Genomic DNA, 19,983 nt, shown 5'->3' on the forward strand with positions numbered 1-19,983 from the left:
ACGGACAGATGTGGGAATTGACGAAATCGTTCCGCTTCGAGGCGGCGCATTCGCTGTCGGGAACGACGTTTGGCCCAGCCAGCGAAGAGATCCACGGCCACTCCTTCCGCGCCGAGGTGACGGTCCGCGGCACGCCGGACCCTGCGACCGGCATGGTGGTCGATCTCGGCCTCCTCCAGCGCGCGATCGAGGACGTGCGCGTGGTGCTCGACCACAAGTTCCTCAACAAGATCGAGGCGCTGGGCACACCGACGCTGGAAAACCTGTCGCGCTTCGTCTGGGAGCGGCTTGCCCATATCGGCAAGCTGACCCGCGTCAGCATCCACCGCGACAGTTGCAACGAAAGCTGCACCTATTACGGTCCGCAGGCTGACGGATGACATCTACGATGGACCCAAACTTGATCGACGATCGCAAGGCCCGCGCGCGCACCTGGTTCGAATCCTTGCGCGACGACATCTGCGCGAGCTTCGAGCGGCTGGAGGACGACGCGCCGCAAAGCCTCTATCCCGGCGAGGCCGGCCGCTTCGCGCGCACGCTCTGGCAGCGCACCGACCATTCTGGCGCGGCCGGCGGCGGCGGCGTGATGTCGATGATGTCCGGCCGCCTGTTCGAGAAGGTCGGCGTGCACTGCTCGACCGTGCACGGCGAATTCGCGCCCGAGTTTCGCGCGCAGATCCCGGGCGCGGCGGATGATCCGCGGTTCTGGGCCTCCGGCATCTCGTTGATCGCGCACTTACGCAATCCGCACGTACCCGCCGTGCACATGAACACGCGCTTCGTCGTCACCACCAAGGCGTGGTTCGGCGGCGGCGCCGATCTCACACCGGTGCTCGACCGCCGGCGCACGCAGGACGATGCCGACACGCTCGCCTTCCACGCCGCGATGAAGCAGGCCTGCACGCAGCCGAACGGCATCGCCGACTACGACAAGTACAAGAAGTGGTGCGACGAGTATTTCTATCTGCCGCACCGGAAAGAGGCGCGCGGCATCGGCGGCATCTTCTACGACTGGCACGACAGCGGCAACTGGGACGCCGATCTCGCCTTCACCAAGGATGTCGGCCGCGCCTTCCAAAAGATCTATCCTGACATCGTGCGGCGCAATTTCGCGACGGCCTGGACCGCAGAAGACCGCGAGGAGCAACTGATCCGGCGCGGCCGCTACGTCGAGTTCAACCTGCTCTATGACCGCGGCACCATCTTCGGGCTCAAGACCGGCGGCAATGTGGATTCGATCCTGTCGTCGCTGCCGCCCGAGGTGAAATGGCCATGACTATGCTGAAGCCGCTCCCCCGCGCCATGCTGATCGACATGGACGACACCATCCTGTCGGCCTATGGCCGGCCCGAGATCGCCTGGAACACGATCGCCAACGAGTTCGCCGAGGAGCTCGCGCCGCTGCCGCCGCCTAAGGTCGCAACTGCGGTGCTGGCCTATGCGCGAAACTTCTGGGCGAATGCGGAGGCCGCATGGCGGATGAAGCTTGGCGAAGCACGGCGACTCACGGTGCGAGGCGGCTTCGCCGCGCTCGCCGCCGACGGCCATCGTGCCCTCTCCGACGATCTCGCCGATCGCCTCGCCGACCGCTTCACCACCTATCGCGAAGAAGCGATCTTCATTTTCCCGGGCGCGCATGATGCGATCGACGCGTTGAGGGCGCACGGCATCAAGCTCGCACTGGTCACCAACGGCGCCGCCGACATGCAGCGCGCCAAGGTCGAGCGATTCGAGCTGACCCATCGCTTCGATCACATCCAGATCGAGGGCGAGCACGGTTTCGGCAAGCCCGAGGAGCGCGCCTATCTGCACGCGATGGACGCGCTCGGCGTCACCGCGAAAGACACCTGGATGATCGGCGACAATCTGGAATGGGAAGTCGTGACGCCGCAGCGCCTCGGCATCTACGCGATCTGGATCGATGTGCATGGCGAGGGCCTGCCCGAAGGCTCGGCCGTGAAGCCCGATCGCATCATCCGTTCGCTGACCGAACTGGTGCCGGGCCGGGCGTAACCAGAGCGCGACAACAAAATATCGAAAACAACCCCATGCACAGTAGCCGGCTGCTGCAATTTCAACGGCTTGCCGCAAACGCAATGCATTGCTGATTTTACGAAACCTTTTGACTCGTCGGGCAAAACAGGCGCATGGTGCCATCATCGCCGCGCTTGGGACGGAATAGCCGTTGGGACGGAATAGTCCTCGGGCGACCATCGCGCGATCACCCACTCGAACCTCTGCCATCGACGTTTCGCGCAGTCTGCGCAAGCCGGCGCACATTCACGGTCTCGCAGCCCGTGATCGGCGTGTCATGACGCCTTGCTAGCCTTCCGTCTCGTCGATCAACCCGAAAAGGACCACCCATGGAACTGAAAACCGGCGACGTCGTGATGCTGAAATCCGGCGGCCAACCGCTGACCGTCGCAGAGGTGAAGGGCGACGACATCCTCTGCCTCTGGATGGGCTCGGAGGGCGATCTGTTCCGCGAGACGCTGCCGCTGGCCACGCTCGAACACCTGGAAGTCGAAGACCACGACGAGGATGATGACGAGGAAGAAGACGAGGAGTAGGCACGCCTGATGTCCGCTTCTCCGCCAATAACGGCGCAATAGCGGACATCGCTGCGTGTCGCACAAGGGCCGATACCCGAAGTGGCCGGGCCTAGTCAGCGCACGCAAGGAATTGTGCTGACGCTTCTAAGCTAAGGACGCCCTCGGCAGCACACGATCTGGTGATCAAGTCGCACGACGTTTGTGTGGTTGCTGGAATCGTTCGCCAATTTCGGCGAGCGGCGACGCAGGAGGAAGCATACGCCGCAAAGCGTCTCCTTCCTCCATGCGACGCGGCAGATGAAGATTCCGGAATGGCCGTCGAACGACAGCTCAAATTCGTTGGCAAATATGTAGTACGGCGTGGAGATGCAGGCCCCCAGCGCGCTGATATCGCGCACCATGCACGGATGAGTCCCACTAATTTCACCAAATGACAGCCGCGCCGCCCGGTTGATCGGTATGCGCTTCATTGCACGACGTTCGATCATGGCGAGATACTCCGAATAAGAATTTAACCTCCAATCAAACGATCGCAGCGATTGCGATCGCACTTTACGAAGTCAGTTTTCCGGTCCCGCCGACGTTCGGAAAACGGCAATACCTGCACGTTGATTTGCGCGGCCTCCGCTAACAAGCAGTATTGTTGTCTTATTAAAATTGGATCGGAGTTAGTGGTTAATTCGGGAGCCGAGCTTACAAGTGGACCTTCGTGCTTTCGAAGCGGCAGGTCGGCCTCATCACCGATACCGAATAAGTGGCGCCTTTAGCCGGAGGCATAATGGCTATCTTGCTCAGTTGGCGTCTGACCATAGCCAGTCATTCTCGATCAATGGGCTGGATCGCCTAAAGGACCCATGCTCTCCCATCCGACGGGGCGGCACTCTTGTGACATGGGCCTCGGCAGGTCGGTTTCGTGCCAAAGAAACGGGCATAGCTAGAACAGGGCTTCGTCAAGGGGCGCGTTAGTTCCTAGGAGCCTTTAGGGCTTCATGCGCTGCTAAGAATGCTTGGCGGCCCGCGGGGGTCCCGCAGTACACGGTAATCTGAACCAAGGCTTCTTTGATCTCATCGACCGTTACACCGCTGGCAACCGCGGCATTCGTGTAAATGCCCAGCTCTTGAAAGCGGCCGAGCCCTGCGAGGATTCCAAGCGTCAGGATACTCCGTGTCTTCTGGTCAAGCCCGGGGCGACTCCACGCATAACCCCAAGCCAATTCCGTGACGGCGTGTTGAAACGTCATCATGAAGTCGTCAGAACCCGCAAGGTTCGCGTCCACGTACTCCGCGCCGAGTACTTGTCTTCGTGTTTCGAGACCCTTCGTAAACAATTCGCTCTCGACCATGGCTTGCCTCTTCTGTTCTGGTCACGGACTAGCGCAGCTAAACAGGTTTCGGTTTCGCCCTCAATGTCCGCCATGGGTGGTCAAGAGGACGTCGATCCTGGCCCTGTCCTCTTCCGCTTTATCCACGAAGCCAATGAGCCAACGGCCGGTGAACAACCTTTCGTCAGCGGCACCGCGATCATGTTCGATGTCCGCTTCGGGCCAACAGCCGGCGTGACCACTCGGTCTTGCAATCGCGGCCGGAGATGACCCGGTGATCTCGATCGCGGTTTGTCGTGCTCATCGCGATCTCCGTCGCGACTAATCGCACGAGAAGCATATCGTCTCCGGCTTGGAATTCGCGGCCTCAATTCTCGAAGCATGTCCGCAGATGATCCAGGCGACGACGTGCACGACGAGAAATGCGGCGGCGACTCCCAAAAGCCAGCCCATTTCATTTTGCGCCGGGGACCTGCTCGTCAATCCTGTTTGCGCCGCCCTGTTCGCAACGACCATTCGCGTTCTCCGGAATTTTGTTTGAGTTCGTTTGTGAGCAGGCGCTCATATTGGCGCATGACGCGACGCGCCTAGCGGCGTCGCGACGCATGCAGCGCGGACATGATGAAAGCGATGATGCTTCGCTTCCTGGGTTCGACGGGACGATCGGAAGCCCGGGAGACGGCTTCGGATCGATACGAAATGGTGCTCATTCCCGATCCCTGTTGGCTAGAAGAAGCCGGCGCTGAGATCCAACCCGTAGGTCAGCGACAACAGCCACACGAACAGGACGGCTCCGCAGAGCAACGCGATCTGTTTGAGGAGATTTGCCCGCAGCGATGAAGTGGGAAACGCCCGCACGAAAGCTTTTGCGATGGCGGCAGTTGTGAGAGCCCGCATGATGGGTTCCAGGGATTGCTAGTGGCCCGGCACTATCGAGCGCCGCGCGTCTCGCACGAACTCGCGGCGGTGCTGTCGATGTCTGCGGGCTTGTTCGATTTCCCAAAAAGCCCAGACAAAACACGCCCCAAGGCACACCGAAATCACGACGAACCAAAATGCTTGATCGCCGGCGGTCTGGATCATGAAATGTCCATTGCAAATCGAGCTTCAAAGCGAAGGAAATGTGCTCAAGAACGCCTGATCAGGGAACGCTGACGCTCGGCATCGGCGCGGTCGGGCGGATCGACGCCTTGGTCGGTGGCTGCTGCGCGAAAGCTGCGAGTGCAATCAAAACGGCGCACGACAGGGCAATGAAAAAGCCGAAACGCCATCGCCTTTCGGTCCGGTCGTCGCCGGGCCTCTCAAGCCGGCGCGCGCCCGTTGCTGTGCGCATCGTTGGTCTCCGAATGTCGTGACGGTTGAGAGGACCCATCTTCCCAACACCCGTGCTGAATATCGCGCCAATTGATGCGTCTGAAAACTACCTAGAAAGGTGGTGCGGTGTCCCTTATGTATGATCGCGCAGGTCGGCGACCTCCGAGGTCGGCGAACTCTGCACACGCTTTGGGAATGACATGCATCCATCCACGGATCCCACCGATCCGCAAAATCAAGAAGTTTACGCACTCTGGGATCAGCTTGCCGAGTTCTCAGTCGGCGACGGCGACGCCGCGCTAACACATTTGCTGGCCGCACTGCGCACCATGTTGTCGGCTCGTAATGTGCTATGGGGCGTGGTCGTGCGATTGCCTTCGCGCAGGCGGGCCGATCCCTTGCTCGGCTGGCGTCCGCGCCTCGTCCGGGTGCTGGACCCGATGCCGGTGGTGGCAGCTTCCGTGCAGAAGCAGTTCGATACGCTCTGGTCCGACAACGTCGACCTGTCTCAGATCCTTTCCATGTCGGGAGATGAGCCGTTCCGCGTCCGCCTGCTGTTCGAAGCGCTGCCGCCGGAATGGTTCGAGGGCGAGCACTATCGGCGGCACTATCTGGACGCCGGCTTCGCCGACAGCATTTCCGTGCGCATTGCGCTCAATAACGACGTGAGGGTTCGCCTATTCGTATTTCGCGATGCGCAGGCACCCCGCTTTACGGCGCAGGACGGTCAGCGTCTGGGCTTCGTGATGCGCGCCTTGAGATGGTTTCACCGTCAACAACTGCTCAGCCACGGCCTGCTCATCGCCAACGCGCCCCTGACACCCGCTGAACGCAGGGTGCTGCTCGCACTGCTCGACGGACAAACGGAAAAGCAGATCGCGCAGAAGCTCGACCAAAGTCCGAACACCACGCACTTCCACGTCAAGTCGATCTACGCCAAGTTCGGCGTACGCAATCGTTCGGCGCTCGCGGCGCTGTGGCTCGGCAAGCTGCGATAACGACAGCGGTCGCAGTCGCATGCGGCGGGCTCGGCGGGAGGAGCCAGCAGCTTACATGGCAACGGCTTTGGGCGAGTCGTCCGCGTTCTCCCTGGCCACCATGTCCATGGCGGGTCATCGGCGAAAATCCCGGCGCACCTGATGTCCGCTTCTGTGCCGACAACGGCGCGATAGCGGACATCGCTGGATGTTGTAGATGGGCCGGAAGTCCCTCGATCGAGCGGAAGACGTGATTTTGCGAGAGGGCGAGCACAAGCGGCGTCATGCGGCCTCAAACGTCAATCCAACGGAACGTTCAGACTGGTCCCTTTGGTCATGATGCCACCACGGTTGCCAATCTCAATCGAACCATAGCGCTGCTTGAAACAATCGGGCAGCGGCCGGTCACCTTCCATGCTGAGCCAAAGGCGCAACAAATGGCGCTTTTGGCCTGCATTGGGCCAATCGCGAAATCCGGTCCGATCATGCAACAAAGCATGATTGTAGACGAACTGCATGTCACCCGGTTGAAGCCGCATGCCAAAATGCAGAGTGGGGCTGTTTGCGAGCGCGTCAAAGAGATCGAGCGCCTCGACGTGAGCCGGCGTCAGTCTTGGCGCATCGGGAAAGCGCTGCGCACTGTCGATATATTGGCGCTGATAGAACCCGGTCAAGAAACCCACATGCCAATTCAGCACCGGGATTTCAAGATATGGCTTTTCGTTCTCCGGCACCTCGCCTCGCCGGTCTGTCGCGATGGGATCAAACAAGAGGGCGGCAAGGTCAGGACGCCGGTCGAACATCTCGTTGTAGATGGTCGCCGTACTGACAAGGAGGGAATCACCTCCCTCCATCGCCTCGCGAATGCATAACAGTCCAACCACGTCGGACGAATCCGTGTGGAAGGTTTGCCTTTCCGACGTTTGATAAATTCGGGTGTTGGGATCCCTCGCATCGGCGCCGACGTCACGGACGTGACCAAGAATGTGCCCCGCTGCATTTTGGGACCGCGCTGATCCGAGATGCGCGCCCACCCCGCAAAATATCGTAGCGGCAAACTCCTGGCTATATTTTGCCACCGCGAGGCCGCGTATGACTTCGAAACCCAAGCCAACCAGCAGCTTTGTCTTGAGCTCTTCCAGGTGCGCGCCGAAGTGAGGAAGCGGGAAGCTTTGCTTCGTGATCTCGGCGATTTTCTTGCTTCTGCCAAGATAGGATTCAGCCGCGTTCTCAAGCTCGGTGATCTCGCTGGCAACAAGCGATATCAACCATCGATCAGGATTGGCCTTCATCTCGGCGCCTAGCCAGGCAGATGGGATGTCGATCTTCCCTTGAGGGCGATTGATCCCGCTGGGCACTGAGACCACGTTCATAGTGTTGGCTCCTGAGAAGATGTGTCGCGACCTGCCTGTTTATTCGATCACTTGATCGGCAGTTGCGAGCAGCGCCGTCGAGATTGTTAGTCCGAGAGTTTTTGCGGTCCTCATATTGAGCCACAATTCGATTTGAGTCGGCTGCTCTACTGGCAGATCGGCGGGATCGGCTCCTCCCAGAATTCGCTTCACATAGTAACCCGCCCTGACCAGAAATTTCTTCCGCGGAGGACCATACGCGAGAAGGGAGCCAAATCCGACTATCGGTGGAAAAGTCGAAAAGAGCGGAATACGCTGGTCTTTGGCAAATGCGGAAATTCGGTCGCCAAGATCCAAGTTTGCTGCATCCTGGAGCAGATGAATCACCTCAGGCTTTGTAGCCACAAGGGATGCAAACGTGGCGTCGATTTCTTCCGGCAGGCTCAACGGAACGGAATGAACCGTCATCCCCATCGCGCTCGCACGGGTTCTGAAATTCTCGAGGATGCGAGGATTTGACGGATTGGCGGGATTGTAGATGACGCCGAGGACCTTCGCCTCGGGCACCACCATTTGCTGATATTCCAGCATCTTTGGTGACAGGTCTTGGGCCAGGGTTGCCAAACCCGTGGTGTGGCCGCCGGGCCGAGCGAGGCTTCCGATCAGGCCGTTGCCTACAGGATCGTTAATGCCCGCCATGACGACGGGAATTGGCGGCAAGAGGCCCTGCGCCGCTCGAGCAGCTGCAATCGTGTTCGCCAGCAAGACCCTCGCGCTGTTGCGCGCCAATTCCGTCGCCAAGGCGGGAAACCGACCGTAGGCGCCCGCGGCAAAACGCGATTCAAGGACGTACTCGCGGCCCTCGATCAAACCGACGTCGCGCAAGCCCTCGGTGATCTCTGCGAGTGACGCCTTGGATTCGGGCGATCCCTCGGCGCCTGCGGATAGAACTCCGATGCGAGGCGGCGCAATCTGCGAGGCCGCCGCAATCGGCCACGCCGACGCCGCTCCACCCAAGACACCAAGAAATTCGCGCCGCCGCATTTAAATGCTCCCCGGTGAAGCCCATTCGAAATAGCAATACACGGCACCGGCAGACTGCGATATGTCCACCTTGGCGCACAAGCCGACGCTTATGAGCGCGAGGCCCGATTCGCGGCCCGAGCGCGAAATGCTCATTGGGCCAGGGTCATCTACGCGATCAACTGCTTCGCCGCAGCAGAGATCATCACCAGCCCGCCGGTGACCACGGCGACATCGAGAATGGCCGTATGGATGTGCACCGGCATCCGTTCGACGAAAGCCTTTGCGAGGAATGCGCCGGGGATCGCTATCCCGCCGATCAGCAGCGCAAAGGCGAGCACCTGCACGGTGACGGCGCCGGCGAGGCCGAACACCGAAATCTTGATGAGGCCGGTGCCGAGCGAGATCATCGCATCGGTTGCGATCACGGCGGCGCCTTCGAGGCCTGCGGCCATCAGCAGCGAGAGCAGGATCACGCCGGAGCCGGAGGTGCCGCCGACCAGCACGCCGTGACCGACCGAGCCGGCGGCAAGGCCGGTATCGCCGATCTTGACCTGGCGGCGGCGGAGCACGCGGCGCAGCGGCACGCTCAGGATCAGCATGGAGCCGATCACCAGCGCCGCGCCGGCATTGGTCAGGCGTGTGTAGCCATAGGCGCCGAGCGCGGTCGTCAGCGCCGCGCAGGCGAGCACGATCAGCGCGCGGCGGCGATCGGCATAGCGTAAATAAGCAATCGCGCGGCTCGAATTGGTGAAGATCGCGGAGATCGCGATGATCGGCACCACCGGCTCGGCGCCGACCAGAGGCACCAGCACCAGCGGCATCAGGGCGCCGGTGCCGTAGCCGGCGAGACCACCGATGATCGAAGCAAACAACGCCATCAACGCGACCAGCAGGAGCTGAAAAATCGAGATGTCGGCGAAGCCTGAGACGATGGTCACGTTCTCTCATCGCGGCTGATGCGTGCCGCAGCTTGATCGGCGATGGAAGCGAGTGCGGCTTCCTCTAGTGGAAAATCCGCGGCAAGCCAAGCGTCCTCGGCCAATGTCAACACATGTCCGAGCGCCGGCCCCTCAGTCATGCCGCGCGCGATGAAGTCGGCGGCGCGAAGCGGGAATTTCGGCGCGGTCCAGCGCTGCGGCAGCTCGGCGAGTTCGCGCCAACGCGACGACGTGACGTCGCCGCCGGCCCGCGCCCAGCCCAGCAACACACGATCGTGATAGCGCTCAGTGCCGAGCCGGTACAGCAGCCGCCGCGCACTGGCCTCGTCCTTGGTCGGGAAACGCCACCAGCGATGGCCCATCGAATCCAGTGCCTTGGCCTCGGCATTGGAGAGCCGGAGGCGCGTCGCGACCCGCTTGGCGTCCTCGGTGACGGCCACCGACAGCGCGGCCAGGCGGCGCGTTGCATTCGCCGGCAGGCCGAGTTCGCGCTCGATCGCGATCATCGCCGACAGCGGCCCGGCATAGGCGACGCCGCCGATCAGCGTTTGCAGCAATCCGGCATCGACCATCGCAAGCACCGCGCTGGATGCGCCGCCCGCCACCAGCAATTTCAGCATCTCCATGCGCACGCGTTCGGCCGACAGGGTCGCAAGACCCGAACGTCCCCGGATGCAGGCGAGATAGCCGTCGCGATCGGGATCGCCGGCGCCGAAGGCGGCGTGGATGCGGAAGAAGCGCAGGATGCGCAAGTAATCCTCGGCGATGCGCTGGTCGGGATTGCCGATGAAGCGCACGCGGCGTGCCTTGGCATCCGCGATCCCGCCGACATGGTCGTGGACGACGCCATCAGCATCGACCGACAACCCGTTCATGGTGAAGTCGCGCCGCTCGGCGTCCTTCACCCAGTCGCGGCCGAAGGCGACCTTGGCCTTGCGGCCGAAGGTTTCTGTGTCCTCGCGCAGCGTCGTGACTTCATAGGGCTGGCTGTCGATGACGAGCGTGACGGTGCCGTGGTCGATGCCGGTCGGCACGCACTTGATGCCCGCGGCTTTCGCGCGACGCACCACCTCCTCCGGAGGCGCCGTGGTCGCGATATCCATGTCGCCCGGCGGCAGATCGAGCAGTGCGTTGCGCACGGTGCCGCCGACCACGCGCGCCTCCTCGCCGCCCCCGTTGAGCAGTTGCAGGACGCGCGCGGCCCCGCCTGAGGTCAGCCAGGGCGCATCGGCAAATATCGGCTCCGCGCTCATCGTCGGCCCTTATCTTTCCGTGCCCGGCACGAGCTTGCCGTTCACGACATGGGCGGGAACGTAGGTCGAATCCGGTGCTGCGCCGGAGAAATGTGCGAACCCGATCAGCCCCGCGATCACAAGCACGAGCGCCGCCAGGGCAAGCCGCGCGATGACATAGATCCGCCAGGACGATTGCACGAACAGCCCGGAACGGGTGGCGGCCAGGAACAACGCATAGACGGCAAAGGGGATGAGGAAAATTCCGATCTCGGTCAGCACCGGCCGGATCATGATGCGTAGATCCGCTCATAGAGCACACGCAGCATGCCGGCCGTCGCGCCCCAGATGTAGCGTTCCGCGAACGGCATCGCGTAGTAAAACCGCTCCATGCCACGGAATTCCTTGCTGTGCATCTGGTGGTTCGCAGGATTCATCAGGAAGGATAGCGGCACTTCGAATGCGTCATCAACCTCGGAATGGTTGATGGTGAGCGCAAAACCCGGCCGCACCCTGGCGACGGTGGGCAGGATACGGAAACCGAAGCCGGTGCCGTAGAGATCGAGATAGCCGATCGGCTCGACGAAATCGCGCGACAGCCCGACCTCCTCCTCGGCCTCGCGCAACGCGGCATCGAGCGGGGACGCATCGGTCGCATCGATCTTGCCGCCGGGAAAGGAGATCTGGCCGGCATGGTCATTCAGATGCGCCGAGCGCTGCGTCAGCAGGATGGTCGGCTCGGGATGGTCGACCACCGCGATCAGGACCGCCGCCGGCCGCACCGGCTGCTCGCGCGCGACGATCTCGAGCATCTTGTCGGTGCCGGGATCGCCGGAGGGCGGAATGATGTTCGGATCAAACAGCCCCGGCGGAACGTCGAAGCCGAGCCGCGCCCGGGAGCGGGCGAAGAAATCCGCCGCGCCAATCGCAACGGGCTCGTTCTCGGGCTCGCTCCTGGAGATAGGCTTGTTCAAAGCGCGGCCCTCACCTGCTCCGCGTCGGCCATGGCGAAGAATTCGCCGGCCGACTCGACGCCGAACATCGGCTGGCCATCGACCATCCGCTCCTCACCCATGTCAACCAGATCGTAATAGAGCGCGCGGGTGACCTTGGCCCAGAGATCGGCGCGAACGTGCAGATAGGGCGTCAGTCCGCCATCCTTCGCCTGCTCGAAACGGAGCCGGTGCGCGCCGTCGCAGATGACCCAGTCGTCGACATTGGTGCGGAAGCGCAGCACGCGATGGTTGTCCTCGCCGGCCTTCTGCATCTCGACCGCCATGAACGGCGCGTCGTCGACGCGGATGCCGACCTTCTCCACCGGCGTGACGAGAAAATGCTTGTCGCCTTCGCGCTTCAGGATGGTCGAGAACAGGCGCACCAGCGGCGCCCGTCCGATTGGCGTGCCCATGTAGAACCATGTACCATCGATCGCGATTCGAATGTCGAGATCGCCGCAAAACGGCGGATTCCACAGATGCACCGGAGGCAGTCCTTTTTTGACGCCTTCGGCATTGGCAGCACTTTTGGCGGCGGCAGTCAGCCCCTCAAGACCGCGATCGGCGCTCTGCCCTTGGTTCGCCATGGTTTGCCCTGACTTTGTCATTTGGCACGATTGGTGCAAGTCTGATTTGTACGTTGACGTGTAGATCGGTGCGCGGTTCCACCCCCGGATTAGTCCGGTGTGGAGGTCGCCACTTCGTGATGCCCTACATAACCCTAAGCCGATAAGGTGGGGATAGGTTAATTCAACGAATACATGGCCTTCCTGCAAGTCTAGCATAAGGCGCAAAAGACACGTGGCGAGATCACGTGACGACAGACAATTTGACGACGCAAGATAGCCGCGTGGCAGGCTTAAGGAGCTAACGGATGGCGGAAAGTGTCGAGAAACTCGAGGACGGCATCGTCCGTTCGGCCGAGCAGGTGTCGAGCCAGGTTCGTGCGGCGAAGGACGCGATCGCGTCCGTCATCTTCGGCCAGGATCGTGTGATCGAGAACACGCTGGTCACCATCCTCTCCGGCGGCCACGCGCTTCTGATCGGCGTGCCCGGCCTTGCCAAGACCAAGCTGGTCGAGACGCTCGGCATCACGCTCGGTCTGGATGCCAAGCGCGTTCAGTTCACGCCCGATTTGATGCCGTCGGATATTCTCGGCGCCGAAGTGCTCGACGAGAGCAACGCGGGCAAGCGCTCGTTCCGTTTCATCGCCGGCCCCATCTTCGCGCAGCTCTTGATGGCCGACGAAATCAACCGCGCGAGCCCGCGCACGCAATCGGCGCTGTTGCAGGCGATGCAGGAGCAGCACATCACCGTCGCCGGTGCGCGCCACGATCTGCCGAAGCCGTTCCATGTGCTCGCGACGCAAAATCCGCTGGAGCAGGAAGGCACCTACCCGCTGCCCGAAGCGCAGCTCGACCGCTTCCTGATGGAGATCGACGTCGACTATCCCGATCGCGACGCCGAGCGCCGCATCCTGTTCGAAACCACGGGCGCCGAAGAGACGCTTGCAAAGGCATCGTTGACGGCGGATGCGCTGATCACCGCACAGCGGCTGGTTCGCCGCCTCCCCGTCGGCGATTCCGTGGTCGAAGCGATCCTGTCGCTGGTCCGCGCGGCGCGTCCGGGTCCGGACAGCGGCGAGACCGGCAAGTTCATCGCCTGGGGCCCGGGCCCGCGCGCCAGCCAATCGCTGATGCTGGCGGTGCGCGCACGCGCGCTGATCGACGGGCGTCTCGCGCCGTCGATCGACGACGTGCTCGACCTCGCCGAACCCATTCTGAAGCACCGGATGGCACTGACGTTCCAGGCACGCGCCGAGGGGCGCACGATTCCGGACGTGATCCGGCAATTGAAGACACGGATCGGTTGATGGCCGCAGACACCGGGCACACAGCGAAGGAGATTGTCGCGATCCGACGTGCCGATGGCGAAAGCCGTACGCTCGCCGCTTCGCTGCCGCGCCTGGTGCTGGAAGCCCGCCGTATCGCCGCCAACGTCATCCACGGACTGCACGGCCGCCGCCGCGCCGGCTCCGGTGAAAATTTCTGGCAGTACCGCCGCTTCGTCTCCGGCGAACCGTCGCAGAATGTCGACTGGCGCCGCTCGGCGCGTGACGACCATCTCTATGTCCGCGAGCTTGAATGGGAAGCCTCGCACACGGTCTGGATCTGGCCCGACCGCTCCCCCTCGATGGCCTTCGCTTCAAAGCAGGCGCGCGAGTCCAAGCTCGAGCGCACGCTGATCGTCGCCTTCGCGCTGGCCGAGTTGCTGGTCGCCGGCGGCGAACGCGTCGGCATTCCCGGGCTGATGGCCCCGACCGCGAGCCGCAGCGTCATCGACAAGATGGCGCAGGCGATGCTGCATGACGATGCCGACCGGCTGAGCCTGCCGCCGTCCTTCGTCCCCTCGGCGCTGGCCGAGATCATCGTGCTGTCGGATTTCTGGTCGCCGATCGACGAGATCCGGGCCACGCTGGCGGGCCTGTCCGGCTCCGGCGCGCATGGCACGCTGGTGCAGGTCGTCGATCCCGCCGAAGAGTCATTCCCCTATTCCGGCCGCGTCGAATTCGTCGAGCCCGAAGGTTTCGGCGTGATTACCGCCGGCCGCGCCGAGAGCTGGGCGCAGGATTACACCGCGCGGCTCGCGCTGCACCGCGACCAGATCCGCGCCGAGACCAGCAAGCTCGACTGGCTGTTCACGACGCATGCGACCGACCGCTCGGCGGCCGAATTGTTGCTGTTCCTCCATGCCGGCATGCAGGTGAGCAAGTCGGGCGCCCGCACCACGACGATCAAGGCGGGGCCGGCCGCATGATGGGATTGCCGCTCGCCTTCACCGAACCCCTGCTCCTGATCGGCCTCGTCAGTCTGCCGGTGCTGTGGTGGCTGCTGCGGGTGATGCCGCCGCGGCCGCGCCGCATCGAATTTCCGCCGACGCGGCTGCTGTTCGACATCGCGCCACGGGAAGAGACGCCCTCGCGAACGCCGTGGTGGCTGACCGCGTTGCGCCTGCTGGCTGCGGCGCTCGTCATTTTCGCCGCCGCCGGCCCGATCTGGAATCCGCAGACGGGGCTCGCCGGCAGCAAAGCGCCGCTGATGATCATGTTCGACGACGGCTGGAGCGCCGCTTCGAACTGGGACATCAGGATCAGAGCCGCCGACGAATTGATCGCCAATGCCGATAACGACCGCCGCGCCATCGCGCTGGTGCCGTTGTCCGAGCCGAACCGCGACATCACCCTGATGCCGGCGGGTGCCGCGCGCGTCGCGCTGCGCCAGCTGACGCCAAAGCCCTATTCGATCGATCGCGTTGAAACCCTGACCGCGGTCGACCGTTTCCTGAAAGCGACCGGTGATTGCGAGATCGCCTGGCTGTCTGACGGCGTCGACACCGGTCGCGGCGAAGAGTTCGTGCAAGCCCTCGGCAAGACCATCGGAGATCGTAGCTTGACGGTGTTCGAAGGCGGCACCTCCTCCCCGCTGGCGCTGGTCGCGGCAGAGAATGCGGCTGCCAAGATGACGGTGAAGGTGCTCCGCACCGACAGCGGCATCGCCGCCGGCACCGTGCGCGCGCTGGACCAGAAGGCCTCGCCGATCGGCGAGGCCCGCTACACCTTCGGCCCGCAAGACAAGGAGACCGAAGCGGCGTTCGACCTGCCGGTCGAGCTGCGCAACGACATTTCCCGGCTCGAGATCTCCGGCGAGCGTTCGGCCGGCGCGGTGCAGCTGCTCGACAAGCGCTGGCGTCGCCGCGCCATCGGCATCGTCTCGGGTGCAAGCAGCGAGACCGCGCAGCCGCTGCTGGCGCCGACCTTCTATCTCACCCGCGCGCTGGCGCCGTTCGCCGACGTGCGGCTGGCCGACAAGGGCTCGCCGCAGCAGGGCATCACGCAATTCCTCGACCAGAAGCTGCCGATGATCATCCTCGCAGATGTCGGCACCGTCGCGCCCGAATTGCGCGAACGTCTCAATGCCTGGATCGACCAGGGCGGCGTGCTGGTGCGGTTCGCAGGTCCAAGGCTGGCGCAGGCCGAAGACGATCTCGTTCCGGTCAAGCTGCGCAAGGGCGGTCGCACGCTCGGCGGCAGCCTGACCTGGGAGAAGCCGCAGCATCTCGCCGCCTTCGCCGCCGACGGTCCGTTTGCCGGCGTCGTCGTCCCCAAGGACGTCACCGTGAACCGGCAGGTTCTGGCCGAGCCCGATGCGGTGCTCGCGACCAAGAGCTGGGCCTCGCTTGAAGACGGCACGCCGCTCGTGACCGGCGAGCATCGCGGCAAGGGACTGGTCAGCCTGTTTCATGTCAGCGCCGATATGCGCTGGTCGGATCTGCCGATGTCGGGCACCTTCGTCGAAATGCTGAGGCGGGTCGTCGACATGTCCGGCTACACCTCCAAGCCCGGCGCCGGTGTTGCCGGCGAAGCCAGCACCGAGACGCTGGCGCCGCTGCGCATGCTCGACGGCTTCGGCGCCTTCGGGCCGCCGCCGGCCACCGCCAAGCCGCTGACGGCTGATTATCGCGACCGCGCCACGCCGGATCATCCGCCCGGCTTCTACGGTCCGGCAGAAGGACCGCTCGCCGTGAACACGCTCGCCAGCGCCGACCGCATCGCAGCCCTCAACACCGCGAGCCTGCGCGCCCGGCACGCCACCTACACCAATGCCGAGCCGCGTGACTTGCGCGGCTGGCTGCTGTCGACATCGCTCGCGCTATTTTTGGTGGACGCCATCATCGTCGCACTGCTCGGCGGCGGTCTCGCCGCGCTGCTGCGCCGCCGCGCCGCACCCGCAATGATCCTGCTCGGGCTCGTGCTCACAGGCGTCGCGGTGCTTTCGCCGACGCCGTTGCGCGCCGACAGCGCCGCGGACGAGTTCGCGATGAAGTCGACGTCGCAGACCCGCCTCGCCTATGTCGTCACCGGCAATGCCGACGTCGATTCCATCGTCAAGGCCGGCCTGTCCGGACTGACGCTGTTCCTGGCGCAGCGCACTGCGCTCGAGGCCGGCGATCCCGTCGGCATCGATCCGGCGCGCGACGAGCTCGCCTTCTTCCCGCTGATCTACTGGCCGATCGTGCCGGGCGCGCCGAAGCCGCCGCAGGACGCCATCAACAAGATCGACGCCTATATGAAGCAGGGCGGCACCGTGATCTTCGACACCCGCGACGCGGTCGAAGCACTGCCCGGCGAGAACGGCGCCTCGCAGACGCCCGGCATGCAGGCGTTGCGCGAAATCCTGTCCTCGCTCGACGTGCCCGAGCTCGAGCCGGTGCCGCGCGAGCACGTGCTGACCAAGACCTTCTATCTCTTGCGCGACTTCCCCGGCCGCTTCAACTCGGGCCAGACCTGGGTCGAAGCGCTGCCGCGCGAGGACGACGACGAGACCGCGCAGAAGCCCGCGCGCGGCGGCGACGGCGTCTCGCCGATCATCATCACCTCGAACGACCTTGCGGGCGCCTGGGCGCTCCGTCCCGACGGCCAGCCGATGCTGCCGCTGACCCCGGGCGAGCCGCGCCAGCGCGAATTCGCTTACCGCGCCGGCGTCAACATCGTGATGTACACGCTGACCGGCAATTACAAGGCCGACCAGGTGCACGCACCAGCGCTGATCGAACGGCTGGGGCAATAGGATCGATATGAATTACGGCATTGCGTTCACGCCGCTTGTTCCCGCGATCGTCCTGTGGATCGCGCTGGCTGCGATCGTCGTTATCGCGGGCGTGCTGCTGTTGGCACGGGCGCGCGGTACGGCCGTGCGCGTGGCTGCGCTGGCGCTGTTCCTGCTGGCGCTCGCCAATCCATCGTTCACGCGCGAGGACCGCGATCCCCTCACCTCGATCGCCGCCGTCGTCGTCGACAAGAGCCCGAGCCAGAATTTCGGCAAGCGCAACGAGGAGACCGCGAAGGCGCAGGAGGCGCTGGTCGACAGCCTGAAGAAGATCAAGGGGCTGGAGGTCCGCGTTGTCGATGCCGGACAGGCCGACGGCGAGACCGACGGCACCAGATTGTTCGGCGCGCTCGCCTCCGCGCTGTCGGACGTGCCGGTCGACCGCGTCGCCGGCGCGTTCCTGATCACCGACGGCCGCGTTCACGACATCCCGGCCAATGCCGCCGCGCTCGGCTTCCAGGCGCCGGTGCATGCGCTGATCACCGGGCAGAAGGACGAGCGCGACCGCCGCATCGCGGTCACGGCGGCGCCGCGCTTCGGCATCGTCGGCCAGAACCAGACCATCACCTACCGGCTCGACGACCAGGGCGTCTCTGGCGAGCGCGCCAAGGTCACGGTCCGCCGCGACGGCGAGGTCATCAACGAGCGCACGCTATCGAGCGGCCAGACCGCAAGCGTCGACGTCGAGATCAAGCATGCCGGCCCCAACATCGTCGAGATCGAGGCCTCGCCGCTCGAGCGAGAGCTGACGCCCGTGAACAACCGCGCCGTCGTCGCCATCGACGGCGTGCGTGACAAGCTGCGCGTGCTGCTCGTCTCGGGCGAACCGCATTCCGGCGAGCGCACCTGGCGCAATCTGTTGAAGTCCGACGCCAGCGTCGATCTCGTGCACTTCACCATTCTGCGGCCGCCGGAGAAGCAGGACGGCACGCCGATCAACGAATTGTCGCTGATCGCGTTTCCGACCCGCGAGCTGTTCCAGCAGAAGATCAACGAATTCCAGCTGATCATCTTCGATCGCTACGCCCGCCAGGGCGTGCTGCCGATCGCCTATTTCGACAACATCGCGCGCTATGTGCGCGCGGGCGGCGCCGTGCTGGTCTCGGCCGGGCCCGATTACGCTTCCAACACCAGCATCTGGCGCACGCCGCTGGATTCGGTGCTGCCGGCCGAACCCGTCGGCGTCACCGAAAAGCCGTTCTATGCGCATCTGTCCGACGTCGGCAAACGCCATCCGGTGACGCGCGGGCTGGAGGGCTCGGCATCCGAGCCGCCGCATTGGAGCCGTTTCTTCCGCACCGTCGACACGCGCAACTCCGTCAATCCGCCGGTGATGACGGGCGCGGACGGCAAGCCGCTGCTGTTCCTGACGCGCTTCGGCGAGGGCCGTGTCGCGCTGCTGCTGTCCGACCACATCTGGCTGTGGGCGCGCGGCTATGAGGGCGGCGGACCGCATCTGGATCTGCTGCGGCGGATGTCGCACTGGCTGATGAAGCAGCCGGATCTGGATGAAGAGGCGCTGCGCCTCCAGGTGCAGGGCAAGGACCTCGTGGTGGTGCGCCAGACCATGTCAGACAGCGTCCAGCCGGTGAGTGTGACCTCGCCCTCCGGCGTGTCGCGTGATTTGACGCTCACTGCCGGCGACCCCGGCGAGTGGCGCGCGAGCCTGCCGGCCAGCGAGCTCGGCCTGTGGCAGGCCACCGACGGCACGCTGAAGGCGCTGATCAATGTCGGCCCGACCAATCCGAAGGAGTTTTCGGAAGTCACCTCCACCACCGAGACGCTGAGGCCACTGACGCAGGCGACCGGCGGCAATTCGGTGCGGGTGGTCGACGGCTCCAGCGTCGAGCTGCCGCGCATCGTGCCGGTGCGCTCGACCAGCGTCTTCGCCGGCGACGGCTGGATGGGCGTGCGGATGCGCGACGCCAGCGTGGTGAAGGGCGTCGGCGTGCTGCCGATCTTCGCTGGCCTGATCGGACTCCTGCTGCTGCTCGGCGCATTCGCCGCGACCTGGGTCCGCGAGGGACGCTAGTTGCACGAACGACACAATTAGAAACGGCCCGCGCGGACCGTTGCGGCGGCGGTTGACATCCGTTCGTCGTTCCTGTGATGTTACATTATAACATCGTGATGGCCGGGGGTTATGGCCTCGCGATGCGGGGTGCGTTTCCAGATGAAGTGGTTCCGGTCGAATGTCAGGCACGGTGCCCGGCTCGCGATTTTCGCGATGCTGGTGCAGCTCGCGCTGACGTTCGGCCACAGCCACTGGTTCGCCCAGGCAGCGCCCCTCGCCCAGTCTCAGCTGAGCGACAGCGCCAAGGGCATCGCTTCGATCGACCGCGCCGCGCTCCAGAAGCCGTCGCCAGCGGCCCCCGACCGCGAGCAGCCCGGCGACGACAATTGCGCGATCTGCGCCGTCATCGCGTTGGCAGGCACGGTCATGTCTGCGACGCCGCCTCTGCTGCTGCTGCCGCAGGCGATCGAACTGCTCTACCGCGCCACTGATGCCGAATTCGTCCATCTGAAATCGGCGGCCACGGCGTTCCAGCCGCGCGCCCCTCCCACCTCCTGATCCCCATCGATTGAGCTGCCATCGGAATCGGCTGTTT

Annotated in this window: 22 protein-coding genes; 10 read left to right on the top strand and 12 right to left on the bottom strand. The window is 64.0% G+C overall.

Annotated features, from left to right (window positions below; translation table 11 throughout):
* Window positions 1-8: 8 nt before the first annotated feature.
* The 4 genes from ACPPVR_RS33450 to ACPPVR_RS33465 all read left to right on the top strand — a co-directional run bounded on the left by ACPPVR_RS33450 (window position 9) and on the right by ACPPVR_RS33465 (window position 2,570).
* Window positions 9-380, top strand: coding sequence for a 6-pyruvoyl trahydropterin synthase family protein (locus ACPPVR_RS33450; RefSeq protein WP_426610782.1), 372 nt, complete (start codon window positions 9-11; stop codon window positions 378-380).
* An 8-nt stretch (window positions 381-388) separates the two neighbouring features.
* Window positions 389-1,276, top strand: a complete 888-nt coding sequence (gene hemF, locus ACPPVR_RS33455; RefSeq protein WP_426610783.1) for an oxygen-dependent coproporphyrinogen oxidase — start codon at window positions 389-391, stop codon at window positions 1,274-1,276.
* Window positions 1,267-2,013 carry an HAD family hydrolase gene (locus tag ACPPVR_RS33460; RefSeq protein ID WP_426610784.1) on the top strand — a complete coding sequence of 249 codons (747 nt, stop codon included), beginning with the start codon at window positions 1,267-1,269 and terminating at the stop codon, window positions 2,011-2,013. The genes hemF and ACPPVR_RS33460 overlap by 10 nt, the downstream gene beginning before the upstream one ends.
* A gap of 350 nt (window positions 2,014-2,363) precedes the next feature.
* Window positions 2,364-2,570, top strand: a complete 207-nt coding sequence (locus tag ACPPVR_RS33465; protein WP_426610785.1) for a YodC family protein — start codon at window positions 2,364-2,366, stop codon at window positions 2,568-2,570.
* 131 nt (window positions 2,571-2,701) lie between these two features.
* On the opposite strand, the gene ACPPVR_RS33470 is transcribed toward ACPPVR_RS33465, so the two are convergent.
* The 5 genes from ACPPVR_RS33470 to ACPPVR_RS33490 all read right to left on the bottom strand — a co-directional run bounded on the left by ACPPVR_RS33470 (window position 2,702) and on the right by ACPPVR_RS33490 (window position 5,207).
* Complete coding sequence (locus tag ACPPVR_RS33470) at window positions 2,702-3,040, bottom strand: PilZ domain-containing protein (protein ID WP_426610786.1); 339 nt, start codon at window positions 3,038-3,040, stop codon at window positions 2,702-2,704.
* A 474-nt stretch (window positions 3,041-3,514) separates the two neighbouring features.
* Window positions 3,515-3,895: a carboxymuconolactone decarboxylase family protein gene (locus tag ACPPVR_RS33475; RefSeq protein WP_426610787.1), complete on the bottom strand. Its 381-nt coding sequence runs from the start codon at window positions 3,893-3,895 to the stop codon at window positions 3,515-3,517.
* A gap of 705 nt (window positions 3,896-4,600) precedes the next feature.
* Window positions 4,601-4,771, bottom strand: coding sequence for a response regulator (locus ACPPVR_RS33480; RefSeq protein ID WP_426610788.1), 171 nt, complete (start codon window positions 4,769-4,771; stop codon window positions 4,601-4,603).
* 18 nt (window positions 4,772-4,789) lie between these two features.
* The gene (locus ACPPVR_RS33485; RefSeq protein WP_426610789.1) at window positions 4,790-4,957 is read right to left on the bottom strand and encodes a hypothetical protein; all 168 of its coding nucleotides are present in this window, start codon (window positions 4,955-4,957) and stop codon (window positions 4,790-4,792) included.
* 58 nt (window positions 4,958-5,015) lie between these two features.
* Window positions 5,016-5,207 carry a hypothetical protein gene (locus ACPPVR_RS33490; RefSeq protein ID WP_426610790.1) on the bottom strand — a complete coding sequence of 64 codons (192 nt, stop codon included), beginning with the start codon at window positions 5,205-5,207 and terminating at the stop codon, window positions 5,016-5,018.
* Window positions 5,208-5,496: 289 nt separating this feature from the next.
* Between ACPPVR_RS33490 and ACPPVR_RS33495 the strand changes: the two genes are divergently transcribed.
* Window positions 5,497-6,186: a helix-turn-helix transcriptional regulator gene (locus ACPPVR_RS33495; RefSeq protein WP_426610791.1), complete on the top strand. Its 690-nt coding sequence runs from the start codon at window positions 5,497-5,499 to the stop codon at window positions 6,184-6,186.
* Between the two features lie 278 nt (window positions 6,187-6,464).
* On the opposite strand, the gene ACPPVR_RS33500 is transcribed toward ACPPVR_RS33495, so the two are convergent.
* The 7 genes from ACPPVR_RS33500 to ACPPVR_RS33530 form a co-directional block, all read right to left on the bottom strand.
* Window positions 6,465-7,538, bottom strand: a complete 1,074-nt coding sequence (locus tag ACPPVR_RS33500) for a TauD/TfdA family dioxygenase (RefSeq protein WP_426610792.1) — start codon at window positions 7,536-7,538, stop codon at window positions 6,465-6,467.
* Between the two features lie 39 nt (window positions 7,539-7,577).
* Entirely contained in the window at window positions 7,578-8,561 is a 984-nt protein-coding gene (locus ACPPVR_RS33505) for an ABC transporter substrate-binding protein (protein ID WP_426610793.1), read from the bottom strand.
* 149 nt (window positions 8,562-8,710) lie between these two features.
* Complete coding sequence (locus tag ACPPVR_RS33510) at window positions 8,711-9,481, bottom strand: sulfite exporter TauE/SafE family protein (protein WP_426610794.1); 771 nt, start codon at window positions 9,479-9,481, stop codon at window positions 8,711-8,713.
* On the bottom strand, window positions 9,478-10,734 hold the full coding sequence (locus ACPPVR_RS33515; RefSeq protein ID WP_426610795.1) for a CCA tRNA nucleotidyltransferase: 1,257 nt from the start codon (window positions 10,732-10,734) through the stop codon (window positions 9,478-9,480). Before ACPPVR_RS33515 ends, ACPPVR_RS33510 begins: the two co-directional genes overlap by 4 nt.
* A gap of 9 nt (window positions 10,735-10,743) precedes the next feature.
* Window positions 10,744-11,007 (bottom strand): DUF6111 family protein, encoded by a 264-nt coding sequence (locus ACPPVR_RS33520; RefSeq protein ID WP_426610796.1) that lies wholly within the window; start codon window positions 11,005-11,007, stop codon window positions 10,744-10,746.
* Window positions 11,004-11,687, bottom strand: coding sequence for a CoA pyrophosphatase (locus ACPPVR_RS33525; RefSeq protein ID WP_426610797.1), 684 nt, complete (start codon window positions 11,685-11,687; stop codon window positions 11,004-11,006). Before ACPPVR_RS33525 ends, ACPPVR_RS33520 begins: the two co-directional genes overlap by 4 nt.
* Window positions 11,684-12,295, bottom strand: coding sequence for a DUF1285 domain-containing protein (locus ACPPVR_RS33530; RefSeq protein ID WP_426610798.1), 612 nt, complete (start codon window positions 12,293-12,295; stop codon window positions 11,684-11,686). Before ACPPVR_RS33530 ends, ACPPVR_RS33525 begins: the two co-directional genes overlap by 4 nt.
* Window positions 12,296-12,582: 287 nt before the next feature.
* On the opposite strand from ACPPVR_RS33530, the gene ACPPVR_RS33535 reads away from it, so the two are divergent.
* The 5 genes from ACPPVR_RS33535 to ACPPVR_RS33555 all read left to right on the top strand — a co-directional run bounded on the left by ACPPVR_RS33535 (window position 12,583) and on the right by ACPPVR_RS33555 (window position 19,946).
* Complete coding sequence (locus tag ACPPVR_RS33535) at window positions 12,583-13,581, top strand: AAA family ATPase (RefSeq protein WP_426610799.1); 999 nt, start codon at window positions 12,583-12,585, stop codon at window positions 13,579-13,581.
* On the top strand, window positions 13,581-14,525 hold the full coding sequence (locus ACPPVR_RS33540; protein ID WP_426610800.1) for a DUF58 domain-containing protein: 945 nt from the start codon (window positions 13,581-13,583) through the stop codon (window positions 14,523-14,525). The genes ACPPVR_RS33535 and ACPPVR_RS33540 overlap by 1 nt, the downstream gene beginning before the upstream one ends.
* A complete protein-coding gene (locus ACPPVR_RS33545; protein ID WP_426610801.1) occupies window positions 14,522-17,335 on the top strand; it encodes a DUF4159 domain-containing protein in 2,814 nt (937 codons plus the stop codon). Before ACPPVR_RS33540 ends, ACPPVR_RS33545 begins: the two co-directional genes overlap by 4 nt.
* A 7-nt stretch (window positions 17,336-17,342) precedes the next feature.
* On the top strand, window positions 17,343-19,406 hold the full coding sequence (locus tag ACPPVR_RS33550) for a hypothetical protein (protein WP_426610802.1): 2,064 nt from the start codon (window positions 17,343-17,345) through the stop codon (window positions 19,404-19,406).
* Window positions 19,407-19,547: 141 nt separating this feature from the next.
* A complete protein-coding gene (locus ACPPVR_RS33555; RefSeq protein WP_426610803.1) occupies window positions 19,548-19,946 on the top strand; it encodes a DUF2946 domain-containing protein in 399 nt (132 codons plus the stop codon).
* Window positions 19,947-19,983: the final 37 nt, after the last annotated feature.

The sequence above is a fragment of the Bradyrhizobium sp. McL0616 genome (genome assembly GCF_049993385.1).
GTDB lineage: Bacteria > Pseudomonadota > Alphaproteobacteria > Rhizobiales > Xanthobacteraceae > Bradyrhizobium.